Source organism: Promicromonospora iranensis (assembly GCF_028994775.1).
Classification (GTDB): Bacteria; Actinomycetota; Actinomycetes; order Actinomycetales; family Cellulomonadaceae; genus Promicromonospora; species Promicromonospora iranensis_A.
In genome coordinates, this window is record NZ_JAJQMN010000009.1 from 206,370 (window position 1) to 223,637 (window position 17,268).

Here is a 17,268-nt window from a genome sequence, read left to right on the forward strand (position 1 = left end):
CCGCTCGAAGGGGAACAGCAGAATGATTCGACGTTCCACGGCGGCGCGCGGTCTCGCGATCGCAGCTGTCCTCAGCGTGGGCCTCGCGGCCTGCTCCACGACCACGGAGACTGGCGGCGACGGCGAGGGTGCCGCGTCGCAGGATCCGCTCATCGTCGGCACCATCCTCCCGGTGACCGGCACCCTCTCCTCGCTCGGGCCGCCTGAGATCGCAGGTGTCGGCCTCGCGATCGAAGACATCAACGAGGCCGGCGGCGTGCTCGGCAACGAGGTCACGATGGAAGCCGGCGACTCCGGCGACACCACCGACCCGAGTGTCGGGCAGCAGACCGCCACCGACCTGATCAGCAAGGGCGCGCAGGTAGTGATCGGCGCCGCGTCCTCAGGCGTCAGCCTGAACGTCGTGGACCAGTTCACCGAAGCCGGCGTCATGCAGATCTCGCCGGCCAACACGGCCACCGACCTCTCCGGCGCCAGCGACTTCTTCGCACGGACCGCACCGCCGGACACCGTCCAGGGCGCGGCCCTGGGATCGCTGATCCTCGACGACGGTCACCAGAAGGTCGCCATGATCGTGCAGGACGAGGCCTACGGCAACGGCCTGCGCGACAACATCCAGCAGGCCGTCGAGAACGGTGGCGGCGAGGTCGTGTACGGCGCGACCGACGGGGGCGACGAGTTCCCCCCGGGTGAGAGCAGCTTCTCCGGCATCGTCACGGACGTCCTGGCGTCCGAGCCGGACGCCGTCGTGGTGGTCGCCTTCGAGGAGACCCAGGCGATCGTCTCCGAGCTCATCTCGCAGAACTGGAAGTTCGACGGCACCACGTACTTCACCGACGGCAACACCCAGACGTACGAGGAGACGTTCGAGCCGGGCACGCTGGAGGGCGTCACCGGCACCATCCCGGGTGCGCAGGCGCAGGACGAGTTCCGGGAGCGGGTCAACGCCTGGTACGAGGAGAACGAGGGCGAGGCGCTCTCCGACTTCTCCTACGCGCCGGAGTCGTACGACGCCGTGATCCTTGCCGCTCTCGCGGCGGTCCGCGGTGACGGTACCGACGGCGCGACCATCTCGGAGAACATCAGGGCGGTCTCCGGATCCGAGGGCGGCACCGAGGTCACCACGTACGCCGAGGGCGTCGAGGCGCTCGAGGCTGGTGACGAGATCCACTACAAGGGTCAGTCCGGTGCGGGTCCGCTGAACGAGTCCAACGACCCGTCGTCGGCTCTCATCGGCGTCTACGAGTACGACGAGAACAACGTGAACGTGTACGAGACCTTCATCGAGGGCGAGGTCCCGGAGGAGTAGTGCGCGCTCGCGGGTCACTGACCCGCAGGTCACCGACCACTCGTTGGTCGACGCGTTGACCACGACGGCCCGACCGCCTTCCGTGGGGAGGGCGGCCGGGCCGTCGTCACCTCCGGCCACAGCATGTCCCCGGGACAGCGCGGCCGGACGATAGCCCACTCGTGTGACATCCGCACGCCAGTTGTGACACAAACCACGGCTACACTTCCCGCACATTCGCGAAAACCTGCGATACACGGCCCGTTCAGGGCTGCTACATCACGGGGAGAAGGACGGCCAGGAGCGAATCTCCTGGTCAGCCCCTGACACCACGGAGGACCCGGCACATGAGAGCCGACCGACCATTCACGTCCGCGGCGCGGCGCATCCTCGCCGCCGGCGGGGCGGTGCTCGCGGCCATGACCGCGAGCGCGGCGATGCTCGCCGCACCCGCCGCCGCTTCCACGGCGGACGTAGCCACCGACTGCACCCCCGACGGGACCACCGCGTGCGTCTCGCCGATCGTGCTCGACGCGAACAACGACCCACTTCCAGGTATCGACGTGACGGTCTCGGGCTCCGCCTTCGAGGAGACCATCACGTCTACCGACGGGCCGGTGTCGATCAAGGTGCCCGAGGTAGGCGCGTACACGCTGACCGTCGACCTGGCGACCGTCCCGGACGGCATGGCCCCGAACGCCCAGGAGCGGCAGGTCACCGCCCAGCTCGGCTCGACGGCGCGCGGCGCGTTCCGGATCGCTCCCGGATCAGCCCCTCCGGCGTCCGGGTCGACGACGGAGCCGTCCGAGTCCGCCACCGACGCCGGCGAAGGAGCCGACACCGGTGAGGAGGCAGAAGCAGGGGGGATCGGTGCCGACGGTTCGACGGAGAACCTCTCGGGCTGGCCCGCCTTCAGCCAGGTGTGGCAGCAGTTCGGCTCCGGCATCCGGTTCGGCCTGCTGCTCGCTCTCGCGTCCGTGGGTCTGAGCCTGATCTACGGAACGACCGGCATCTCGACCTTCTCGCACGGGGAGCAGGTGACGCTCGGTGCCCTGCTCGGCTTCATGTCGATCAACTGGTGGGGCCTGCCGGTGTGGGCGGCCGTTCTGGTCACCATCGTCATCTGTGCGGCGACCGGGTGGTTCCAGGACGTCGTGCTGTGGGGACCGCTCAGGAAACGCGGCACCCCCGTCATGCAGCTCATGATCGTGACCATCGGGCTCTCGATGGCTCTCCAGTACCTCATCCAGATGTTCATCGGCGGTCAGTCGCGGCGTGTGCTGCCCTCGAACGCCCGCCCCGTGGAGATCGCCGGCATCACCCTGAGCGCCGCGTCCTGGCTGTCGATGCTCGTGGCGCTCGCCGTGATCGGGGTCATCGCCTGGTTCCTCACGCAGACCCGGATCGGACGTGCCACCCGCGCGGTGTCGGACAACGCCGCACTCGCTGCGGCGACCGGGATCAACCCCGACCGGATCGTCCGCATCGTCTGGACCATGTCCACAGGCCTTGCAGGCCTGTCCGGCATGCTGCTGGCCATCTCGTTCGGATCCTTCACCTGGACCCTCGGCATGATCCTGCTGCTCCTCATGTTCGCGTCCGTGACGCTCGGCGGCATGGGCACCGCGTTCGGTGCCCTGGCCGGATCCATGGTGATCGGCCTCGTCGTCGAGATGTCCACCCTCATCCCCGGTATGCCGAGCAGCCTTCGGTACGCGTCGGGCCTCTTGATCCTCATCCTCGTGCTGCTGATCAGGCCGCAGGGCCTGCTCGGCCGCGCCGTGCGGGTCGGCTGAAAGGAGAATCGTCATGGACGAACTGAGTCGTATCCTCATCCAGGCGCTCGGCCAGCTCATCGCGCCGGCTACCGCCGCATACGCCCTCGCGGCGATCGGTCTCAACCTGCACTTCGGCTACACCGGGCTGCTCAACATCGGCCAGGCCGGCTTCATGCTCATGGGCGCGTACGGATTCGCGATCGCGACGATCGAGGGAGCGCCCTTCTGGCTCGCGTTCCTCATCGCGGCGGCGGCGGGTGCGCTGCTCGGGCTGATTCTGGGCATACCCACGCTGAAGCTCCGCGGCGACTACCTCGCGATCGTCACGATCTCCGCAGCGGAGATCATCCGGTTCGCCGGACGGTCCACTCTCTGGGCCGAGTACACGGGTGGTGCCTCCGGGTTGGCCGGTACCGCCTACAAGACGACGTTCCAGGCGTTGTCCCCGCTGCCCGACGGACGCACGGCGATCGGGCCGTTCGAGTACATCCACAACGGGTCTGACTCATGGTGGACCCGCATCTTCGCGTGGGGCCTGGTCCTGGTCGCGGTGCTGCTGGTCTGGCTCATCACGCGCAGTCCGTGGGGCCGCGTCCTGAAGGGCATCCGGGAGGACGAGGACGCCGTGCGAGCCCTCGGCAAGAACGTCTTCTCCTACAAGATGCAGGCACTGATCCTCGGCGGCATGGCCGGATCGTTGGCGGGAATGTTGTTCGTGCTTCCCATATCGGTCTCGCCGGACAACATGGGGCGCACCCTGACGTTCTTCGTCTGGACCGTCATGCTGCTCGGCGGAGCGGCCACACTGTGGGGCCCGGTGCTCGGCTCGATGCTGTTCTTCTTCGTCTACATGCTGGTCCGCACCGGAATGCGTTCGGGTCTCGCCGACGTCATGCCCACGCAGAACGTGGAGTACCTCGCGGGCCTCCTGGTAGGCGTGGCGCTCATGTGCATCGTGATCTTCCGGCCGCAAGGCATCCTGGGAAACAAGAAGGAGCTCGCCTTCGATGTCCGTTGAGAAGACTGAGAACCAGAACGAGCCGGCGGACCTCGAGGAGGCTGTCGCCGCGGCCGCGGCGGAGACCACACGCAGCGAGGCCGCCAAGAGGATCGCCGAGACGCTGAGCGGTGTCGATCCGAAGGTCGGCATCGCGAAGCCGGACCCGATCCTGACGGCAACCGGTGTGCAGCGCCGGTTCGGCGGCATGACCGCGGTCGACGTGGAGCACCTGGAGGTGCAGCGCGGTGCGATCACCGCGCTGATCGGCCCGAACGGGGCCGGGAAGACGACGTTCTTCAACCTGCTGACGGGTTTCGACAAGCCCAACCAGGGCACCTGGGAGTTCGAGGGGCGGGCGATCACCCGCACCAGCGCGGCGAAGCTGGCCCGTAGCGGCATGGTCCGGACGTTCCAGCTCACCAAGGCGCTGTCCCGCCTGACCGTGCTGCAGAACATGCTGCTCGCCGCGCCGGACAACCCGGGTGAGAACCTGTTCGGCGCCCTGATCCGGCCGCTGTGGTCCGGTGTCGAGAAGCGGAACACGGAGAAGGCGCTGGGAATCCTGGAGCGGTTCAACCTCCATGCGAAGAAGGACGACTTCGCCGGATCGCTCTCAGGTGGCCAGCGCAAGCTGCTCGAGATGGCTCGCGCGCTCATGACCAACCCGACGATGATCATGCTCGACGAGCCGATGGCCGGTGTGAACCCAGCGCTGGTGCAGTCCTTGCTGGGCCACGTCCAGGCGCTCCGTGACGACGGCATGACGGTCCTGTTCGTCGAGCACGACATGCATGCGGTCCGCCACATCTCGGACTGGGTGGTCGTCATGGCGGAGGGCCGCATCGTGGCCGAAGGCCCGCCGCACAGCGTGATGCAGGACCAGGCGGTCGTGGACGCCTACCTCGGCGCCCACCACGACACCGACCTCGGGGACGACGCACTGCTCGATCCCGCAGTGCTGGCCCGGCTCGAGGCCGAGGAGGAGAAGCGATGAGCGAGGCGACCACGGCCGAAGCGAGGACCCCGGAACGGCTCCTGCATGCCGACAACCTGGTGGCGGGCTACATCCCCGGCGTCAACATCCTTCAGGGCTGCAGCATCGAGGTGGCCAAGGGCGAGCTCGTGGGCATCATCGGACCGAACGGGGCCGGTAAGTCCACGCTGCTCAAGGCGCTCTTCGGGCTGGTGAAGATCCACTCGGGCAAGGTCACGCTCGCGGGCGACGACATCACCGGCATGAGAGCGAACACCCTGGTGGCACGCGGTGTCGGCTTCGTCCCGCAGAACAACAACGTGTTCCCCTCGCTCACCGTCGAGGAGAACATGCGGATGGGCGTCTTCCTGCGCCCGAAGTCGTTCAACGAGCGGTTCGAGTTCATCACCGACCTCTTCCCCACGCTGGGTGAGCGGCGTTCGCAGCGCGCGGGCGCCATGTCGGGTGGTGAGCGTCAGATGGTCGCCATGGCCCGTGCGCTCATGATGAACCCGTCGGTGCTGCTGCTCGACGAGCCGTCGGCCGGTCTGTCGCCGGTGCGTCAGGACGAGACGTTCCTGCGCACCCGGATGATCAACAAGGCGGGCGTGTCCGTGGTCATGGTGGAGCAGAACGCGCGGCGCTGCCTGCAGATCTGCGACCGCGGCTACGTGCTCGACCAGGGCAGGGACGCGCACACCGGGACCGGCCGGGAGCTCCAGGCCGACCCCAAGGTGATCTCGCTGTACCTGGGCACGCTGGCCGAGGACGTCGACAAGGCCTCCTGACAGCATCCGTGCCGGGTAGTCCGCCGGCGAAGACCACCTCGCCAGCGGACTACCCCGGCGGTGGGCGGGAGAGAATGGCGGCGTGCAGCACTTCGCCTCCGACAACTACGCCCCCGTCCACCCCGAGGTCATGGCCGCGATCGTCACGGCGAACGACGGTGCCGCCGTCTCGTACGGCGACGATCCCGTGACCGCCCGCCTCCAGGGCCGGGCCACCGAGGTGTTCGGCGAACGCGCCCGCATCTTTCCCGTCCTGAACGGCACAGGAGCGAACGTCATCAGCCTCATGGCCGCCTCGCCGCGCTGGGGCGGCGTGATCGCGAGCGACGTCGCGCACATCAACACGGACGAGAACGGCGCCCCGGAACGGGTCGGCAGCCTCAAGGTCCTCGCCGCACCGAGCGTGGAGGGCCGCATCGGGCCCGACGCCGTGGACCGCTACGCCGGCGACCTCGGCAACGTGCAGCGTGCGCAGCCGGCGGTCCTCAGCCTCACCCAGGTCACCGAGCTCGGCACCGTCTACTCGACCGCCGACCTGAAGCTCCTCGCCGACACCGCCCACGCGGCAGGTCTGCTGGTGCACCTCGACGGCTCGCGGCTGGCGAACGCGGCGGCCACCCTCGGCGTCGGGCTGCGGGAGATCACGACCGACGTCGGTGTCGACATCCTGTCCTTCGGCGCGGCGAAGAACGGCGGCATGCTCGGCGAGGCGGTCGTGGTGCTGGCCGACGGCGGGCACGGCGCACCGGGCCCGGCGGCAGATCTCGTCGAGGCGGTGCCGTACCTGCGCAAGGCGACCATGCAGCTCGCCTCGAAGACCCGGTTCGTCTCCGCGCAGCTCCTGGCGCTGCTCGGCGAGCCCGGCGCGCCGACGTCGGGCACGGGGGAGGGCTCGCCGCTCTGGCTGCGCAACGCCGCGCACTCCAACAGGATGGCCGCGCGTCTGCGCGCGGGTATCGAGGCGGCAGGGCTGACCGGCGCCGTTCGCATCACCTGCCCCACGGACGCCAACGTCGTGTTCGCGACCCTGCCCCGGGTGGCGGCGGACCGGCTGCGCGCGCACGCGCGGTTCTACGACTGGGCGCCGGGCGAGACGGCGGACCGCGTCGAGGTGCGGTGGATGTGCGCATGGGACACGACGGCGGCGGACGTCGACGGGTTCGTACGAGCACTCGGCGACGCCGTCTGACAGACCGGGCCGGGTCATGGTGCACGCGGCAGCCCGAAGGGGTGAGACTGAGGCCCATGACCCGTTTTCGTCCGCTCGGCCTCGTCGCCGCGGCGGTTCTCACGGTGGCGACCCTGGCCACCGGTTGTTCCGGCCCGACGGCGGAGCCTGACCCGACGGCACTGCCCGGACCTGCCCGGTCGAACGCGCAGCCGAGCGTGTCGCCCGGCACCCCGTCGCCGAGCGGCACGCCGTCCGGCCCGGGCGAGCCGTCTCCGGGGACGCCCACCGCAGGCGCCTCGCCGTCGCCGCGGACACCCGGGCCCACACCCGTGCCGACGGCGGGCGAGCCCGACCTGTCGCTGGTGGACGGCTGGACCCTGGAGGAGAAGGTCGGCCAGATCGTCATGGTGGGTCTGCCGGTCGCCGGCCCGTTCCAGCCGACGTTCGACATGCTCCGGGACCAGAAGATCGGTGGCGTGTTCCTGCACGGCCGCACCACGGCGGGCCGACAGCCGGTGAAGAACCTGGTGGATGCCGCCGTCGGCGCCGCCGCGCAGGAACGGGAGCCGCTCTTCGTCGCGACCGACCAGGAGGGTGGTGCGGTGCAGGTGCTGCGCGGTCGCGGCTTCAGCGACATCCCGAGCGCGCTCGACCAGGCCGAGCTGACCGCACCCGACCTGCGGGAGCGGTCCCGGACCTGGGGTGCCGAGCTCGCCGCCGCGGGCGTGAACCTCAACCTGGCACCGGTGCTCGACCTCGTGCCGCAGGCCGGCGCGTCGTCGAACGCACCGGTCGGCGTCTTCGGGCGCAACTACGGGTACACCGCGGAGTCCGTCATCACGCACGGCAACGCGTTCGCGGCGGGGCAGCACGACGCGGGCGTGCAGACGTCGATCAAGCACTTCCCGGGCCTGGGCCGCGTCACCGGCAACACCGACGACGCGGCAGGGGTGACCGACACGGTCACCGGTCCGGACGACCCGTCGGTCGACGTCTTCGACGCCGGGATCGAGGAGGGCTCCGGGCTGGTCATGATGTCGTCGGCGATCTACACCAGGATCGACCCGGACTCGCCCGCCGTGTTCAGCCCCGCCGTCGTGGGCCTGGTGCGCGAGCTCGGGTTCGACGGCGCCATCATCTCCGACGACCTGTCCGCGGCGGTGCAGGTCCAGAGCGTGCCCGCGGGCACACGCGCGGTCCGCGCCGTGGATGCCGGGGTGGACATCGTGCTCGCCTCCGCGAGGCCGTCCGTCGCACCGGCCATGGTTGACGCGCTGGTCCGGACCGCGCGCGACGACCCGGACTTCGCCGCGAAGGTGGACGCGGCGGCGGCCCGGGTCGTCGCGGCGAAGGCCGACCTCTGACGGTCAGCGGTCGGCAAGACCCAGCACGTCCAGCACCCACGCGTGCTCGAACGCGATCTGCTCCCACGCGGAGTAGCGCCCCGAGACGCCGCCGTGCCCTGCCGACATCTCGATCTTCAGCATCGCCGGCGCGCCCGCGGCCTGCAGCCGGGCCACCCACTTCGCCGGCTCCACGTACAGCACGCGGGTGTCGTTGAAGCTGGTGGTAGCCAGGATCCGGGGGTAGTGCGAGGCGTCGTCGGCCACGTTCTCGTACGGCGTGTACGAGCGCATGTACGCGTACACCTCGGGGTCGTGCAGGGGGTCGCCCCACTCGTCCCACTCGGTGACGGTCAGGGGGAGCGTCGGGTCCAGCATCGACGTCAGCGCGTCCACGAACGGCACGCCCGCGAGCACGCCGGCGAACAGCTCGGGTGCCAGGTTGGTGGCGGCTCCGACGAGCAGCCCGCCGGCGCTGCCGCCGTCGGCCACCATGCGGTCGGACGACGTCCAGCCGGTGTCGACGAGGTGCCGGCCACAGGCCACGAAGTCGGTGAACGTGTTGCGCTTGGCGGCCAGCTTGCCGTCGTCGTACCAGGCGCGGCCCATCTCGCCGCCGCCTCGTACGTGGGCGATCGCGAAGACGACGCCGCGGTCCAGCAGGCTCAGGCGGGGCACCGAGAAGTACGGGTCGATCGAGGACTCGTACGCGCCGTACCCGTACAGGAGGAGGGGCGCGGGCTCGGCGGGCGTGTCGCCGGTCGAGTCCGCCCCGGTGGTCGAGCCCGGCGAGACCCCGAACCGGACCTTGTCCTTGCGCCAGACCAGGGAGATCGGGATGTGCGTCCCGTCCTCGGCCACCGCCCACTCGCGGCGCTGGTCGTAGTCGCCGGCGTCGTAGCCGCCGAGCACCGGCTGCTGCTTGAGCAGGGTGCGCTCGCCCGAGGCGACGTCGTACAGGTAGAGCGACTGCGGCGTCACGAAGGAGGTGTAGCCGACCTTGAGGTTGGGCTGCTCCCAGACGCCGACGCCCGCGCCGACCGACTCCAGCGGCTGGCCGAACGAGATCTCCTGGAAGTCCCAGGCCCCTCGTTGACCTGCCGCGCCGGAACCGGTCTCCAGCTGGAGGACGGCCGAACGTGAGATCGCCTCGCGGCGGTAGTAGAGCACCAGGTACCGCTCGCTCGCGCTCACACCCTCCAGCCGCACGTCCGGAGCGTGCGGCACGACGACGGTCGCCGCCTCCGGGGTCACCGTGTCACCGGGCGCAGGGACGGGGGAGCTGACCAGCTCGAAGTTCAGCGCGTCCTTGTTGTGCAAGATCAGGAGGACGTCACGGGTGCCGTCGGCGGGCGGCGAGGGCGGGTCGACCAGTGTGGGCGGCTCGGCCAGCGAAGGGGGCTCGACCAGAGCCGTCGGCAGCACCGCATGCTCCACGGTGTACTCGACCCCCTCGCGGCGGGGCCACACGACCCGGAACTCACCGGTCGGGTCGTCCGACTCCAGCAGCCAGGACTCGCTGGTCACCTTGGAGCCGAGCTCGATCTGCAGGTACTTCTTGGACCGGGACAGCCCGACGCCCACCCAGTAGCGCTCGTCCGGCTCCTCGAACACGATCACGTCGTCGGACGCCGGGGTGCCGAGCCGGTGCCGCCAGACCCGCCACGGGCGCCAGGCCTCGTCGACGGTGAGGTAGAAGATGTGCTCACCGTCGGGCGCGAACAGGGCGCCCGGGGCGGTGTCCCGCACCTCGTCCGGCAGGTCCTGGCCCGTGGCGAGATCGCGGACACGCAGTGTGTACCGCTCGTCGCCCGCGGTGTCGGTGGCATAGAGCAGGCGGGCGCCGTCGTCGGACACGTCGAGCGAGCCCAGTGCGAAGAAGTCGTGGCCCTCGGCCTGGACGTTCTGGTCGAGCAGCAGCTGCTCGCCGGGGACCGGCTCGCCGGGCTCGAGCACGCGGGGCGACCAGTCGTCCGGCCCGGTCGCGCGGTAGCGCGCGTGGATCGGGTACTGCTGACCCTCGACCGTGCGGGCGTAGTACCACCAGTCGCCGTCGCGCGACGGGACGGAGAGGTCGGTCTCGAGGGTGCGGCCCTTGATCTCGTCGAACAGGGTCTGCCGCAACGGCGCCAGGTGCTCCTGCTGGGCCAGCGTCCAGGCGTTCTGCGCCTCCAGGTGCGCGACGACCTCCGGGTCGTCCTTGCGGCGCAGCCACTCGTAGTCATCGGTGAAGGTGTCGCCGTGGAAGGTGCGCTCGCTCGGGCGACGCGCCGTCCGGGGGGACTCTGCGGTAGAGGGGGCGGTCTCTGGGGGAGTCAGGGCGTCAGGCACCGCGTAAGCGTATCCGCGTCCGTGTCAGAACTTCACGGAAGTACCGGACGCGCAGGCCACGGGAGTGGCCTGCGCGTCCGGCACGTGCGTGGGGTGCGGGTCAGGGCCGCGTGGTGCCGCCCGTCAGCGCGTCGACGCCGTCGAGCGTGTACGTCCCGTCGACCACCCGGACGGACACGGTGTGCCGCCGCTGCTTCAGGTCACGGAGCCAGTACGACGTCTCGCGCGTGCCCACCGTGCCCACCTGGACCGTGCGCGGTGTGCCGCCGTCGACCGTCACCTCGAGCGTCGCCGCACCGGTCGCGCCGAAGAGGTTCAGCCCGGTACCGGTGAAGGGGATGGTCACGGACTGGCCGGCACGCAGCACGTGCTGGGTCCGGTTGAAGTGGGCGAACCCGGCCTGGGTGAACGTGAACCCGTCCGGGTAGGCCAGGCGCGCGTCGGAGTCGTCGATCTTCTCGGACGCCCAGGCGTGACCCTTGATCGGGGTCACCGCGAGGTTGTCGTACTGGGTGTTGTAGAACCCGCTCGTCAGCGCGATCCGCCCGGCGAGCACGGGGTTGGCCGACGAGTCGACGTGCCGCACGAGCTGCCCGCCGTCCAGCGTCGCCGTGACCACGTTCTCCCGTGCCTCGACCGCGAGAGTGTGCCACGCGCCGCCGTCGAACCCCGCCACCGTGCCGGAGGCGATCACCCTGTCGAGCTTGCGCAGCTGCCATCGCCCGTCCTCGTGCACGCGGACGGCATACGTGGCCTGGTCCCCGCCGCGGGCGTACGTCTGGCGCACGCCCAGCCCGGCGAAGTTCTCGAGCGAGGCGTCCCGGTCCACGCCGTCCAGCCGGAAGTCCACGGTCGCGGTGTAGCTGGCCCAGCGGTGGTCACCCAGCACCGTGGACGGTGCCGCCGTCTGGAGCACGTCCTGCCGGCCGTTGCCCCACGTGTTCCAGACGAAGCCCCGGTTCTCGCCGTGGATCTGCTGCTGCAGCACGTTGCGGTGCCTGCGGTCGCCGGTCCGGACCACCTCGAACGCGCCGTCCTGGTCCGCTGTGTACCGCGGCGTGCCACCCCGGCGCTCCAGGTACGTCATCTCCCGCCCGCCGACGGTCGTCACGGGGTAGTCGTCGTACTCGAAGTTGTCCCGGTAGGGCAGCTCGAGGATCGTGTCCCGGGTGTCGGGCGCGAAGTCGCCCGGCGTGTACTCCGCCGTGTCGCCGTGCACCCCGTCCTCGAGCGTCGACAGCGTGACGATCGAGTAGGCGGGCACCTTCACGCGGTACACATCGTGCTCGACGCCGCCGATCGACTCCGTGCGGACCGGCTCGTAGTAGCCGGCCTTCTGGAAGTAGTTTGCGTCGTACGCCTGGCCGGCGTCCGGGCCGCGCGTCTCCCACGTGTAGAGCGGGCGCCCGGCCGCGCCCAGGTCGGCCACCTTGACCTCGAAGTACCGCTCCGTACGGGTGTTGTTGGCGTGCACCTGCGACCACTCGGCGTCGCCGTCGGCGCTCGCGGGTGTGCGGGCCGTGAGGACGGTGCGCGTCGAGGTGTCGACGTTCGTGCCGCCGTCGCCCTTGGTGCCGTCACCGCCGGTGGCACCCTCGACGTACTCCCAGCCGTGCTCGACGAACTGGTGGAAGTGACGCACGGCCACGAGGCCCACGTCGCCCTCCCAGTAGCCGGACCACGGGTCGGAGGCGCGGACCAGGTGCTTGGGGGAGTACTGCGTGCCCTCGTACATGGCGCTGACAGCGGGCTGGAACAGGAAGGTCGTCATGTGCGCCGGGTCGCTGCCCGCGCCGCTCCAGCGATAGGCGTTGATGAACCGGTCCGCGATGTCGGCGGCCCCGATGGTCCCGCCGACGCCGCCGCGGCTCGGATCGGCCGCGAGCCGGTACTGCGGGTCGATCATCGGTGCGACGCCCTCGGAGTACAGGATCTCCTTGCCGAACTCCTTGTTGAGCCGCGTGACGTTCGGGCCGCCCACGATGTCGTAGTGGTAGCCGAGGGCGTCCACCTGCTCGAGCGCGGCCGGGTCGGCGAGGATCCGGCCCGCGATCGCGTCGCCCTCCCGGTAGGAGTCCAGGGCGACGATCTTGACCTTCGAGTAGTCGTAGCGCGCGTCCGGTGCCGCGGCGTCACGCTCGAGCCACTGCGCGAACTGGACCGTCCACGCCAGCTCGGAGGCCTGGTAGGTCGCGCCGCGCACCTCGTTCTGGGACGGGCTCATCCAGTCGAACTCGACGCCGAACGTGTCGTAGGCGGCGTCGATGGTCTCCTTGTACCACTGGTACCGCTTCGCGGGATCGTTGCCCGTCCAGGACGGCTCGCCCCAGCGGAGCGCCTCGATCTCGATGTCGGGGTTGATCGACAGGGCGTCCGCGATGAAGTGGAAGCCGGCGCCGCGCAGCACGTTCGCGGGCTCGTCGGCGCTGCGCTTCGTGGCGGGCTCCGCACCCGACGAGCTGTTGCTGTCCGCCCCGAGCTCGACCTTGATGTGCTTCAGGCCCGCTCCGGTCTCGGTGTCGAACAGCATCCGCATGATCGTCCAGTAGGCGTCCGGGTTCTCCTCCTTGTAGTCGAGGAGCAGCTTCGACGTGTTGTTGCACGAGACCGAGCCGAAGCCGCCGAACGTGTTGTAGGGGCGGCCGTCGGCGCGGCGCTCGACGTCGTCGCCGTCGACCACGAGCTCCTTCCAGGGGATCGACGGGTCGTCGAGGCGGAGCTCTGGAAGGGGCGGGTCGGCCGAGACCGCGGTGGGCGCGGCGGGCGCGGACCGGGTATCCGGTGCCGCACCCGCCGGGGGTGTCATGAGGCCGCCGACCGTGAGGGCGAGGACGGCGACCGTCGCTGCTCCCGCGGCCGTGCTGCGGTGGGTACGTGGCATGAGGAACTCTCCGTCGTCATTGACAGGTCCGAGGAGAGCGATGATCGGACGTGATCACTTATGACCGGATGGTGCGGACCAGGGGTGCTCTCCGGCCTCGAAAATACGGGGCACCGCACGGAACGGTCAATAATGTGATCGATGTTGATCGAATCTGGGAGCTACCGCTTGAGGTCCACCCAGGTGAGGCGGTGGTCGCTGCTCGGGAACGGGTACACGCCCGTGAGCCGGGACAGCGGGTCGGCGGCGACCGGCCAGAAGACACCGGCGTCCCGGACCCGCAGGTCACGCGAGGGCAGCACGTAGTCCACGCGCAGGTTGCCCGGCGTCGTGTCGGCGAAGTCGGCGGTGTCGAGCGCCGGGGCGCCCCGGTGGTCCAGGTTCGCGCCGCCCTGCAGGGCCGAGGCCTCGAACCCGCCCGCCGACGTCGGCAGCGGGTCGGTGATCCTCGGGTGGCGCAGCAGCTGGTCGATCGCCGCGCCCACGGAGTCGCCGTCGAGGGGGTCGGCGTTGTAGTCGCCCACGATCACGAAGGACGAGCCAGGACGCAGCCCGCCGCGGCGACCCTCGTCGTCGTACTGGTAGCGGGCGGCACGGCCGCCGCGCACGTAGTCGGCCCAGAACCGGATCTCGTCGTGGTTACGCAGGCCGTTGCGGTCCTCGGCGCCGTCGAACGACGGCGGGGTCGGGTGCGCCGCCAGCACGTGCACCGTCCGGTGGCCGACGCGCACCGGGACGTCCCAGTGCGACTTGCTCGACAGCGGCAGGACCGCCAGCTCTTCGGCCGAGTACCAGTCGGCAGGGGCGGCGGTGGCGGGGTCGTCCGGCAGGAGCGCACCCGGCATGTCCTGCCACCTGAAGTTCTGGAACGTGCGCACGCGGTCGTGCTGGATGGGGTACTTCGACAGCACGACCATGCCGTACTGCCCCGGGAACAGGCCGAAGCCGAGCGCGTCGTCGCCCCCGCCGACGGTGCCGTCGTTGTTCAGGTCGAACCCGCTCGGGATACCCGTGTTCGACGGCGCGACGAACGCGTACGGGTACTCCACCGGCTTGCCGGTGCCCTGCGGAACCTCGAGGTAGTTCTCGCGGAACAGGTCCGCGGCGGCGTACGGGTCGGCGTCGCCGGAGTAGTCGAACTCGTTGAGGAGCACGACGTCGGGGTTCGCGTGCTGGATGACCTCGGCCACCGTCGCCGCCTGGGCGTCGTCGCCCGTGGAGAGGTCGGCGACGAGCTCACCCTCCGTCGCCCGGTTGAGCGAGAGGTTGTAGGTGGCGGCGCGCAGGGTCCGGCGGCCGGCGTCGGGGCGCCCGGCGCTGCTCCGCTCCGAGACTGCCGGTGCCGCGCCCGCCGAGGGCGTGCCCGCTGATGCTGCGCCCGCCGAGGCGACGAATGCCCCGGCCAGCAAGGCCGCTGCCGCGGCGGCGCCGGTCAGGCGCACGGGGGTACTGGCTCGCATGACTGCTCCTTCTTCGGGCGCCGTGCTCCGCGGTGTGTCACGGCTGCCGTGCCTGGGGGGTGCTGTGCGGTGGTCCGCGTCAGCCACCGTAGAGCGGCGTCGGTTCGGCCGGGTGAACAGCGTATGAACAGCCTGGCACCCGGGCCACGGACGTCCCGGGCGGGTCGTGATCCAATCGTTGCGCCCCAGGGGCCGGTGCGGGTGTCCGCGACGGTAGTTTTCCGGGGCGGCCGCTCCGGTCGCGACGTCGGCGTCCGCCGTCGTGCCGCCTCTGAGGAAGAGCCGATGAACCGCACCCTCCCTTCCGCCCGCACCGCCGTCGTCGGTCTGCCCGGCCGGGGCCCGGCCGGTCGCCCGGCCGGTCGCCCGGCCCGGCTGCTGGCGGCCGCCGCCGCGGCAGCCGTGTCGCTCACGATGCTCACCGGCTGCGGGGCGCTCGACGAGCTCATGTCGGACGGGGAGGCGCCGCGCGACGAGCCCGGCGGTGAGATCACCGCCTCGGCCGAGGCGGACGCCTTCGAGATCCTCGAGGGCGACTGCATCGACCTGGCGGCACTCGACGGCTACGGCGACTCCGCGGCGGGCGACGAGTTCGAGGTCGAGTCCGTGCCGGTGGTGCCCTGTGCCGAGCCGCACACCGGCGAGGTCTACGCCGAGCTGGTCATGGAGGGCGACAAGTTCCCGGGTGCGAAGGCCGTCGCGAAGACGTTCGAGGAGTGGTGCTACGCGGAGTTCGAGAAGTTCGTCGGTCTCTCGTACGACGAGTCCGTGTACGGCTACACGGGCTTCTTCCCGACCAAGGACACCTGGGAGCAGCTCGACGACCGCACCCTGCAGTGCGTCGTCAGCTCCGAGGAGCCGGTCACGGACAGCCTCAAGGGCGTGGCGGAGTAGCGCTCCGAGCCGTCAGCCGCAGGTCGGTCGCGACCACCGCCAGCGCGGCCAGCACGAACACCGCCCCGACCAGGGGCACCGTGCTGACGCCGACGGTGGCGACCACCAGCGCCCCGAGCGCCGATCCGCCGCCGATCCCGATGTTGAACACGGAGCTCGATATCGCGGTGGCCGACTCGGTGGCGCCCGGGGCGACCTGCATGGATAGGAACGACAGGGCCGGCGGGATCGCACTGAACGCGAGGCCGAACAGGGCCAGACCGACCAGAGCGAGCACCGGCACGTGCCCGAGGCTCCACAGCAGCACGAGCGCGCCGGTGAGCAGGCTGAGCGCCACGAGCACCGTCTGCCAGGGCCGCTTGTCGAGCACCTGGCCGATCAGCAGCGTGCCCGCCAGGCCCGCTGCCCCCTGGCCCAGCAGCAGTGCGCTGAGGTAGCGGTCGGGGAATCCCGCCGTCTCCAGCAGGAACTGGGTGACGAACGTGATCATCATGAACCCGCCGGTCACGAGCAGCACCGTGACCACCATGAGCACCACGAAGCGGCGCATGCTGGGGTGCGTGCCGCGGGCCGTGCCGCTCCCCTCGGCGTCGACGTTCGGCATGGCGATCACCATCGCGAGGCACGCGAGGAGGCTCACCACCGAGAAGAACAGGAACGCCGTGCGCCAGCTCGTCTGCTGGCCCACCCACGTGCCGAGCGGCACTCCGAGCAGCGGCGCGAGCGAGTTGCCGATGGCGAGCCGCGCGATCATCTTGCCGCGGATCGCCGGGGCGAACAGGCTCGCCGCGGCCGGTGTGACGACCGACCAGAACAGCGCCTGCCCCAGCGCCGTGACCATGCGCGCGGCCATCAGGTCCGCGTAGCCGGGAGCGACCGCGGACCACAGCGTCCCGACGGTGCAGACGGCGGTGGTCGCCGCCAGCACGTAGCGGCGCGGGAACCGGCGGGTGAGCCGCGAGAGCGGCAGCGACGTCAGCACGACGACGGCGGCGTACGCCGAGACCAGCAGCCCGATCTCGGACGTGCTCCGGCCCAGGTCGGGGGCGATGAGGGTGAGCAGGCCGCCCGGCAGGTTCTCGGCGGTGACGAAGGTGAACGCGCTGACCGAGAGGGCGATGAGGGCGATGATCGCCCGGCGCTGGTCCACGGGAGGTGCGGCGAAGCTCGCTGCGGTGACGGGCGTGCTGGGGCTCATGCGGTTCTCCGGCTGGTCAGCGGGCAGGGCGTTCACCCGGACGACGAACGGGCCCGGCGGGTGTGACCAGCGTGCGCGCGGTCTCGAATCGATTCTACGACGAGCGCTCGATCGTCCGATGTGCCCCGATCATGTGTCCTAGGCAACATTGTCGTAATATTTC

General features: G+C 70.5%; 12 protein-coding genes. 8 read left to right on the forward strand and 4 right to left on the reverse strand.

The annotated features are described in order from the left end of the window. Positions 1-22: 22 nt before the first annotated feature. The 7 genes from LUU90_RS18230 (at position 23) to LUU90_RS18260 (ending at position 8,362) form a co-directional block, all read left to right on the forward strand. Positions 23-1,309 carry an ABC transporter substrate-binding protein gene (locus LUU90_RS18230; protein ID WP_275005096.1) on the forward strand — a complete coding sequence of 429 codons (1,287 nt, stop codon included), beginning with the start codon at positions 23-25 and terminating at the stop codon, positions 1,307-1,309. Positions 1,310-1,635: 326 nt separating this feature from the next. Beyond that, positions 1,636-3,084, forward strand: coding sequence for a branched-chain amino acid ABC transporter permease (locus tag LUU90_RS18235; RefSeq protein ID WP_275005098.1), 1,449 nt, complete (start codon positions 1,636-1,638; stop codon positions 3,082-3,084). 13 nt (positions 3,085-3,097) lie between these two features. Continuing rightward, positions 3,098-4,084 (forward strand): branched-chain amino acid ABC transporter permease, encoded by a 987-nt coding sequence (locus LUU90_RS18240; RefSeq protein ID WP_275005099.1) that lies wholly within the window; start codon positions 3,098-3,100, stop codon positions 4,082-4,084. Then, a complete protein-coding gene (locus LUU90_RS18245; protein ID WP_275005100.1) occupies positions 4,074-5,060 on the forward strand; it encodes an ABC transporter ATP-binding protein in 987 nt (328 codons plus the stop codon). The genes LUU90_RS18240 and LUU90_RS18245 overlap by 11 nt, the downstream gene beginning before the upstream one ends. After that, positions 5,057-5,827 (forward strand): ABC transporter ATP-binding protein, encoded by a 771-nt coding sequence (locus LUU90_RS18250; RefSeq protein ID WP_275005102.1) that lies wholly within the window; start codon positions 5,057-5,059, stop codon positions 5,825-5,827. The genes LUU90_RS18245 and LUU90_RS18250 overlap by 4 nt, the downstream gene beginning before the upstream one ends. 82 nt (positions 5,828-5,909) lie before the next feature. Then, on the forward strand, positions 5,910-7,016 hold the full coding sequence (locus LUU90_RS18255) for a threonine aldolase family protein (RefSeq protein ID WP_275005104.1): 1,107 nt from the start codon (positions 5,910-5,912) through the stop codon (positions 7,014-7,016). A 56-nt stretch (positions 7,017-7,072) separates the two neighbouring features. Further along, the gene (locus tag LUU90_RS18260) at positions 7,073-8,362 is read left to right on the forward strand and encodes a glycoside hydrolase family 3 N-terminal domain-containing protein (protein WP_275005105.1); all 1,290 of its coding nucleotides are present in this window, start codon (positions 7,073-7,075) and stop codon (positions 8,360-8,362) included. Between the two features lie 3 nt (positions 8,363-8,365). Here the strand turns inward: LUU90_RS18260 and LUU90_RS18265 are convergent, their stop codons facing one another. The 3 genes from LUU90_RS18265 to LUU90_RS18275 form a co-directional block, all read right to left on the reverse strand. Further along, positions 8,366-10,672 carry a S9 family peptidase gene (locus LUU90_RS18265; protein WP_425596258.1) on the reverse strand — a complete coding sequence of 769 codons (2,307 nt, stop codon included), beginning with the start codon at positions 10,670-10,672 and terminating at the stop codon, positions 8,366-8,368. Between the two features lie 100 nt (positions 10,673-10,772). Next, complete coding sequence (locus LUU90_RS18270) at positions 10,773-13,553, reverse strand: hypothetical protein (RefSeq protein WP_275005106.1); 2,781 nt, start codon at positions 13,551-13,553, stop codon at positions 10,773-10,775. Positions 13,554-13,714: 161 nt separating this feature from the next. After that, a complete protein-coding gene (locus tag LUU90_RS18275) occupies positions 13,715-15,013 on the reverse strand; it encodes an endonuclease/exonuclease/phosphatase family protein (protein ID WP_275005108.1) in 1,299 nt (432 codons plus the stop codon). A 285-nt stretch (positions 15,014-15,298) separates the two neighbouring features. On the opposite strand from LUU90_RS18275, the gene LUU90_RS18280 reads away from it, so the two are divergent. Continuing rightward, on the forward strand, positions 15,299-15,907 hold the full coding sequence (locus tag LUU90_RS18280; RefSeq protein ID WP_275005109.1) for a septum formation family protein: 609 nt from the start codon (positions 15,299-15,301) through the stop codon (positions 15,905-15,907). On the opposite strand, the gene LUU90_RS18285 is transcribed toward LUU90_RS18280, so the two are convergent. Beyond that, positions 15,888-17,105 carry an MFS transporter gene (locus LUU90_RS18285; RefSeq protein WP_275005110.1) on the reverse strand — a complete coding sequence of 406 codons (1,218 nt, stop codon included), beginning with the start codon at positions 17,103-17,105 and terminating at the stop codon, positions 15,888-15,890. The genes LUU90_RS18280 and LUU90_RS18285 overlap by 20 nt on opposite strands. Positions 17,106-17,268: the final 163 nt, after the last annotated feature.

Coding starts and splice junctions, on each gene's coding strand:
- LUU90_RS18230 (WP_275005096.1), top strand. CDS start 23: ATGATTCGACGTTCCACGGCGGCGCGCGGTCTCGCGATCGCAGCTGTC.
- LUU90_RS18235 (WP_275005098.1), top strand. CDS start 1,636: ATGAGAGCCGACCGACCATTCACGTCCGCGGCGCGGCGCATCCTCGCC.
- LUU90_RS18240 (WP_275005099.1), top strand. CDS start 3,098: ATGGACGAACTGAGTCGTATCCTCATCCAGGCGCTCGGCCAGCTCATC.
- LUU90_RS18245 (WP_275005100.1), top strand. CDS start 4,074: ATGTCCGTTGAGAAGACTGAGAACCAGAACGAGCCGGCGGACCTCGAG.
- LUU90_RS18250 (WP_275005102.1), top strand. CDS start 5,057: ATGAGCGAGGCGACCACGGCCGAAGCGAGGACCCCGGAACGGCTCCTG.
- LUU90_RS18260 (WP_275005105.1), top strand. CDS start 7,073: ATGACCCGTTTTCGTCCGCTCGGCCTCGTCGCCGCGGCGGTTCTCACG.
- LUU90_RS18270 (WP_275005106.1), bottom strand. CDS start 13,553: ATGCCACGTACCCACCGCAGCACGGCCGCGGGAGCAGCGACGGTCGCC.
- LUU90_RS18275 (WP_275005108.1), bottom strand. CDS start 15,013: ATGCGAGCCAGTACCCCCGTGCGCCTGACCGGCGCCGCCGCGGCAGCG.
- LUU90_RS18280 (WP_275005109.1), top strand. CDS start 15,299: ATGAACCGCACCCTCCCTTCCGCCCGCACCGCCGTCGTCGGTCTGCCC.
- LUU90_RS18285 (WP_275005110.1), bottom strand. CDS start 17,105: ATGAGCCCCAGCACGCCCGTCACCGCAGCGAGCTTCGCCGCACCTCCC.